This window comes from Nitrososphaera sp. AFS (assembly GCF_009898475.1).
Classification (GTDB): domain Archaea; phylum Thermoproteota; class Nitrososphaeria; order Nitrososphaerales; family Nitrososphaeraceae; genus Nitrosopolaris.
Genome location: NZ_QURE01000054.1, coordinates 10,339 through 17,189, shown reverse-complemented (window position 1 = coordinate 17,189; position 6,851 = coordinate 10,339). Strand labels below are relative to the sequence as shown.

5 protein-coding genes are annotated in these 6,851 nt (G+C 39.5%); 2 read left to right on the top strand and 3 right to left on the bottom strand.

What is annotated here, in order from left to right; all coding sequences use genetic code 11:
* From DYY65_RS07380 to DYY65_RS07370, 3 genes are all read right to left on the bottom strand, one after another.
* The coding region (locus DYY65_RS07380) for a TIGR03618 family F420-dependent PPOX class oxidoreductase (protein WP_162477333.1) at positions 1–454 on the bottom strand (454 nt) is incomplete at its 3' end.
* Positions 455–806: 352 nt separating this feature from the next.
* Positions 807–2,339, bottom strand: coding sequence for an MFS transporter (locus DYY65_RS07375; RefSeq protein ID WP_162477332.1), 1,533 nt, complete (start codon positions 2,337–2,339; stop codon positions 807–809).
* A gap of 337 nt (positions 2,340–2,676) precedes the next feature.
* Complete coding sequence (locus DYY65_RS07370) at positions 2,677–3,162, bottom strand: MarR family winged helix-turn-helix transcriptional regulator (protein ID WP_162477331.1); 486 nt, start codon at positions 3,160–3,162, stop codon at positions 2,677–2,679.
* Between the two features lie 565 nt (positions 3,163–3,727).
* Here DYY65_RS07370 and DYY65_RS07365 point away from each other — a divergent pair.
* Together DYY65_RS07365 and DYY65_RS07360 are read left to right on the top strand one after the other, a co-directional pair.
* Entirely contained in the window at positions 3,728–4,129 is a 402-nt protein-coding gene (locus tag DYY65_RS07365; RefSeq protein WP_162477330.1) for a non-heme iron oxygenase ferredoxin subunit, read from the top strand.
* 1,387 nt (positions 4,130–5,516) lie between these two features.
* Positions 5,517–6,692: a DNA methyltransferase gene (locus DYY65_RS07360; RefSeq protein WP_162477329.1), complete on the top strand. Its 1,176-nt coding sequence runs from the start codon at positions 5,517–5,519 to the stop codon at positions 6,690–6,692.
* The last annotated feature ends 159 nt before the right edge of the window (positions 6,693–6,851 follow it).

Sequence of the window (6,851 nt, the reverse complement as noted above, 5' to 3'; positions counted from 1 at the left end):
ACGATGACTGACTATTATCTTTGGCTTGTGGTGTGGCAGAATTCCATGGAGAATAACCAAGAAAATAGAAAGCAGGATGAAGTGATAGACCCATCACCTTCTCTGGCCTTATTTTCAATATTACTCTTTTGTTTTTTGATTGTCTGTAATAGTATTTACCTACACCCAGATATTTTTTCGCAAGTTTTTTAAGATGCTCGTCAGCGCCCTCTGTTGTATGCTCTATGACTTTCCCTTTAATTGAAACCATGTTGTATGGATTGTATTGTTCAACTGCAGAAATTGCAACTGTTGGATTCTTTAACATGTGCTTATACTTCGCAGTTACTACGGAAGTGTTGATCAGAATTGTACCATTTTCGACATCAGCCCATATCGGAGTGATATGTGGCGACCCATCGCTAGATAAGGTAGAAACAAAAGCCAAATTTCTACCTTTAAAGATCTTGGCCATATCTTCTTGGGAAAGTGTGGTAGCCCCTGCCGATTCATCGATTTCTGCAAGGTCGCCATATGACGGCGGTTGTTGTTGCGGTGGCGATGATGATAAATCACTTATCTCTACTGATTGTGTGATAATATTATCATCTTTATCTTCCTATCAGCTGCTTACAATATCTTAAATATGCCAGCAGTTATAAAAGACTATTTATTGTCGCAGCTATCACTAAGACAGACAGATGTAGCAATTTTCAATCTTCAATGATCCCTGTATGTTGGATGGTCATTTCACTTGAAAAACTTATCTCTTTTTTGTGATTCTTCGTCATTCATTTCTCTTCCTTCTTGGTATGAAGACCCAAATCTTAGAACAAGCTCCTCATCCCTTTAATCGCCGTATGTACTCTATATCCTTTATTGAGCACAAAAGCCAATCCTACTGTAATCCCTGATAGCAATGCTGAAGTAAGAAACACCAGATCATAAGATCTGAGAGTTGGATACGAGCCTTGAATGCCAGCTATAGTGTTATGGTTCTCCATATAAACTCCAGCCAAAGCTGGACCCGTCGCCATTCCGATGAACAGTAGTAAAGCCGCTACGGCTGTTGAAATTCCAAGGAACTCTCTTGGAGATTCTGATACAACTATATTCCAAGTTGCAGTGACCGCCAGCGATAGGCCTGTAGCAATTATGGCCAAGTTTGCAGATATTGCAAATTCTGTTGAATGGTATACTAATAGTCCAATTGATCCCATTAGGCTAATTAAGCCACCAATTATGATAGGCCTTTTGTTTCCTATTTTATTAATTATAAATGGTGTAATGCTTGAGAGGATTAGGAACATTATCATGAAGGGTAGCTGAACATTGGCAGCATCAACTGCATTCCCTCCAAATCCTAGTGGTGCTGGACTTCTGACCAGTTGTACTATAGATGGATATGCCATAAACATGGTAATCCCGACAGCCATAAGTATGAGGTACGACGGTAGAAGAGTTTTATCTCTTAACAGTCTGAAGTCTAGTAGCGGCGAATTGCTTCTTCTCTCTATGATTACAAAGACAGACAATGATATTATCGATACCAAAAACGCAGCTGAAACATTCTGTAAATTTGAGGTTCCACCTGTTTGCAATAACGTCAAACCCAGTATGAACGCCGCAGTAGTTGCTGAAAGTGCGATTGCCCCTTTGATATCGATGGAGAGGTGCAACTGCGACACTTGTAGTTTGTGATCGTTATCCCTGTAGGTACTTTTTTGAGATCCATCAGCAGGCGAATGTGGGAGTGGCAGTTGTTCCACTTTGTTCTCTCTAACGAATTTAGCAATCATCACAGTCACAAAGGCAGCCGTAGGCGCTATGAAGAAGAATGTCGAATGCCATCCGATATTGTGGATTATGCTGGCCCCAGCAAGGAGACCAACAACTGAACCGGCAGAGTATGCAGACCCAAATATGCCCACAGCAACAGCGAGCTTCGCTGGAGGGAAGGTATCTCTGAGTAAGCTAAAGGCCGCAGGGACCGCTGCTAAGCCAACACCCTGGATCACCCTTATCATAAGTAGAAATGAAATGGTATTTGCAAATCCACCGGCTGCTGTCGCAGCAACGTAAATGACAAGCAGCGTGAGCAATATTTTCTTTTTTCCATATATATCAGACAACTTACCAGCAATTGGAGTCATGACCGCAGCTACAATCATGTATCCACTGAATATCCAAGCAGCCAATGCATAAGGCACTTTAAAGTCTTTCATGATCTCCGGAATGGCTGGTAACAACATTGTCTCAGAGAAAAAAACAACCAAAAGCGTGCTGCTAAGTATGCCCAGAGTAAACCATGCCTGACGGCTAACTGTGATAGATTTACTGTCTTCTTTTGTGTCGAGCATTAGAATAGTAGGTGCATATGCACTCTTATAAGTGTATCTGCACGCATCATCTTGAATGTAAAACGAGAACAAAATCAATGCGGCTCATGGATTCGTGATAAAATGCCGACGTATGATGCTGTTTTATTGGATTAGATTGAATTGGATCGTACTGATTATAAATGTTGTTTTGTGCTATCTGTATATGCTCGTAAAGAAAGACTCTACTGCATCGCAGCAGTCTCTTCTAGCTGCCAATATATTTTATTTTATATTCCCTTTCATACACAATTATTAACATGTAAAAGTGCGCTCATTTTCATTCGGGAAGTAATGTTGTATCTGTAACTTTTGGTCTTCAGAAACTTTTGTCGTCTTGATCAGTTAATTGGTCTGTTACTTTCAGAAACTCGCTCAAACTTCGCATTAATCCTTGCCACGAACTTTCACCCATTTTTTCTTTTACTTTGTGTTGGACTTCGTTCCAGAGAGGAATGGCTCTGACTACAGCGCCACGTCCTTTTTGAGTAGCCGTTACATTTCTCGTTCGATGATCTGTTCCTTCTGAAATCTTGATCAATCCATCTCTTTCTAGGATAGCGAGATTTCTGGTTAGTGTGGTTCTATCCGTCCCCATCTTGGCAGCAAGCTCTGAAATTCGTATGGAGTCACTTTTTGATATGACATGCAATAAGCTAAACTGGGTAGATTGCAGCCCACTCGACTTGACCGCATTATCATAGAGCATCGTTACTGCTCTCGCTGCCTTACGCAGTTCTCCACAAGTACACATATCAGCAGACGTCCTTTGTTCTAACATTGAATCAATATTTTGTTTCTTCAACCAGACTAGGTTGATATACACATATCTCTAATAAAAGCTTACTGCAAATAGTCGGATAGGATGTCAAAAATTATTTATAAATATTGATGCTTCGGCCAGGAGATAAAGAGGCCGGACGCTATCCGTCGTAAGCAATGAATAATCAGGAGCTGTGCCATGTCGCATCACCCTTACCAGTGACTTGGTACCATTGGGTAAGGATAAGTTGGTAGTATCCGGATTACCTTTCCTGACCCACTGATTGGATTGCCACCTGTAGGAAAAATCTGGCCTGAGCTCTGGTTTCCTGCGGAGAATTGCGTACCGTTACCGTTCTGTCCTACACTAGCCCAAATTGCTGCTGACCAGCACTGCTATGCTGCTGTAATCGCAGTCACCATGTAAAAGTGGCTGGGACCATATCCTCCTCCACAATGGGTATATACCTGGGAACATGAACAGCCGCGCAAATTTCTGAGTTGCATTCAGTCCTCCCGTTTGGCATATCCTCATTGCTTTACAGCTTAGACCAACTTAGTTCCTTATTACTACTATCCTTTAATAGTCCCATGACTTAATCTCAGCAATGAATCAGAACGAATTTGTGGAAGTTGCAAAAGTAAATGAAATTCCTGATGGCAAAATGAAGCACATTGAAGTTGACGGGAGTGAAGTGCTAATTGCTAACGTAGGTGGCAAATTCTATGCCGTAAGTGATAGATGCGGTCATATGAATGCCTTACTTTCAATGGGTAATTTGAAAGAAAACACTATAACGTGTCCATTTCATGGTGCAAGGTTTGATGTTACAACAGGAAGGAAGCTTTCAGAACCCATCCTAACTCCATCACAGGCAATGGAACCATTACCACAAACATGGCAAAAATTTTTCGAAAATGTAGGTCAGCTTATGTCTCATATCAAGACATATGATCAGAAAACCTATGAGACTAAGGTTGAGCGGGATAGTATTAAAATTAAATTATAGCATGTATAAGTATTTACTTTAGGATTGCCTGACTGTACTTGCACTATGGCTGAAGAAATACGGTCAGCAACTACTATGATCGGGCGATAAGTCATAGAGTTGGGAAATTATTCTTTTCACCATATAGCACACCTAAAAGCGAAAGTGTGAAGCAATAAACAACATAAAAGCAACTTAAAACGTACACATGAATGGCAACATGGCAATCATGGTTTTAACAAGAGCTCCAGGAGTTGGAAAGACCACAGTCGTAACAACTGTTGCCTGAAAATTACAAGAACCAGGTGTAAAGGTGGGTATAAATAATAACAGTATGAGTATAGGATTTGAGATCTTATTACCAATGATAGAAATGTACTAGCATCTATTACTGGAAATGGACCAAGGGTTGGAAAATATTTCGTTAACTTTGAATGCTGTCGCCTCGCAACTGAACGGCTGACGAATGCAATAGTAGTTCGGATTTCATTATTTATGATGAAAAATGACCAGATTTCTTATTTGCATCTTCTTGAACACTTTTAGATGCGCCCCATGCCACTGTATCATAAAAACCAGAATCCAAGCAACCAGATTTTATCTGGTAGTGTATCCTTGTTCAGATGGAAATACCTTCGCAAAACATCCTCGAAGTAATTGTAGCTTGGCTTTCTATGCCTTTTTCTCAATAAACAATCATCGTCATTTGCAATCAGTTAAGATTCGAACTATACACAACTGTTCATACATAATATAAAACACCTGATTCACCATTGTATTTGTCTGTAAAATTTTAAAAACAATGAATCCGTAATGAGCGGCATCGTATTGGCAAATTCTGTAAGATGCAGAATTCTATTGTCTAAACCATCTGAAATCAGGTGGGCCTATCCTAATGATTCTCAAATTCAATCTGATATGTTCCAGAGTCTAATATCAATGATTATTAAATTAAATGAGATTGAGTAGGTAGGCTGCTTCTTTGAAAATTATGTTAGAATAATTATTGTCTTTATCAAATGGTCTCCTTATCGATTCATATGGCTATCATCCTCCTTTCTCTGTTTGCATTGTCATTTAAGCTGGAGCTTGTCTTGTTGGAATGTTTCAAGGACAGGTGTTCAGTAGCCCAGTTTCGGGAGAATTGTCCCAGTAGTAAAAGATTACTGTACAATTTCGCTGTGATCTACTTTTAGATGATGAAACTATAAACGTACCGATGATAACTGATAATATCGTAAAAAAAACAAATGGCCAAAACAATCCAACCACCAGTAAACTCTACCTAAACAAAGTCAACCTAGGTTTGGTACCTCCTCTATCATCTAAAGAGTACGAACTGCTCTAAGAATCAATCCGCGAAAATGGTCTACTTGTACCAATTATTGTCAACCAGGAAGGAACCATTATGGACGGAGCACATAGATGCCGTGCATGTAAAGAGTTAGAGGTACCGATAAAATCCATAACTAAGCAATTCTTGAAACCTTATCAGGAAAAGCTTTTTCAAATCGAGGTAAACCTTCGAAGACGCCAAATGAATGCCTTCCAAAGGATAGAAGTAGGTTATTCGCTGGAAGGGATACTCAGGGAAAAAGCAAAGGAAAGGATGTCATTAGGCGGGGCTATAGTCGGATTTGGTAATGGAAAGCAATCTAATTCTGTTCAAAATGAAAGGGTAGCATCAGCTGAGGCTACCCTTCAATCGATGGAAGAGAAGGGCAAGGTTTCAAAGTTAATTGCCAAGAAAATTGGAGTATCCACTTCCATGTATGAGAGAGGAAAGAAGGTTATTAAAGAAGCTAATGAATCCCAAAAAAATAGTCTTAGGGAAGGTAGCGCAACTCTAAATAAAGTATACAATCAAATTAGAAAGAACCAAATCGCGCATTCAGTAGCCAAAAAACAAGTAGAAAAAGATCTAAGCAAGCTCGTTAGAACAGACAAACAAGAACGGGTAGAGCTTATCTATGGCGATTTTCAGGATAAACAGCGTACTTTTCCTGATAAGAGAGTAGACCTGATATTTACCAATCCTACAAATTACACAGAGGATTTGCAAATTTATAGAAGATTAGCAATTTTTGCAAGCAGGGTATTGAAACCTGGGGGCAGCCTGTTAACATATGTTCCAAACCATTTGCTACCACAGGTCTTTAAGAATATCAATATGGGTGCTCCCAATTTGAAATTTTGGTGGCAATTAGCGATAAGAGAAGACGAAGTAACTGGCTCCTTAAAGTACCAGGTTTATTCTACATGGAATCCACTATTGTGGTACGTAAAAGATGATAGACCTAAGAGCCTCAAATCCATTAGCGATTTCATAGAGTCTTCACTACCCAGTGAAATAATGGACGGCAAGCAGAGACCATTAGCACAGCTAGAATACATAATTTCCAAACTATCAATAAAGAATGATGTAATAGTTGATCCATTCATGGGGAATGGGATAATAGGTAGAGCAGCTTTAGACATTGATCGCCGTTTCAAAGGAATAGAAAGAGATAGCCAGACTTTTCTATTAGCTCAAGCTGATTTGTCAAATGTATATGACATACAGAGTTTGGAGCAAGTCTCATAGCATATAGTTTAGTCTAGACTTATTCAGTGTTACACATACATCGTGGCTTTTGGATCTCAAGTAACGAACACACTCAACTTTTCCCTTATTCTACTAAATATTTCTCTTATTTACTCCCAATTATTACATGCCTTTACCAGTAGTAGACCTGAATTTATT

Coding starts and splice junctions, on each gene's coding strand:
- DYY65_RS07375 (WP_162477332.1), bottom strand. CDS start 2,339: ATGCTCGACACAAAAGAAGACAGTAAATCTATCACAGTTAGCCGTCAG.
- DYY65_RS07365 (WP_162477330.1), top strand. CDS start 3,728: ATGAATCAGAACGAATTTGTGGAAGTTGCAAAAGTAAATGAAATTCCT.
- DYY65_RS07360 (WP_162477329.1), top strand. CDS start 5,517: ATGGACGGAGCACATAGATGCCGTGCATGTAAAGAGTTAGAGGTACCG.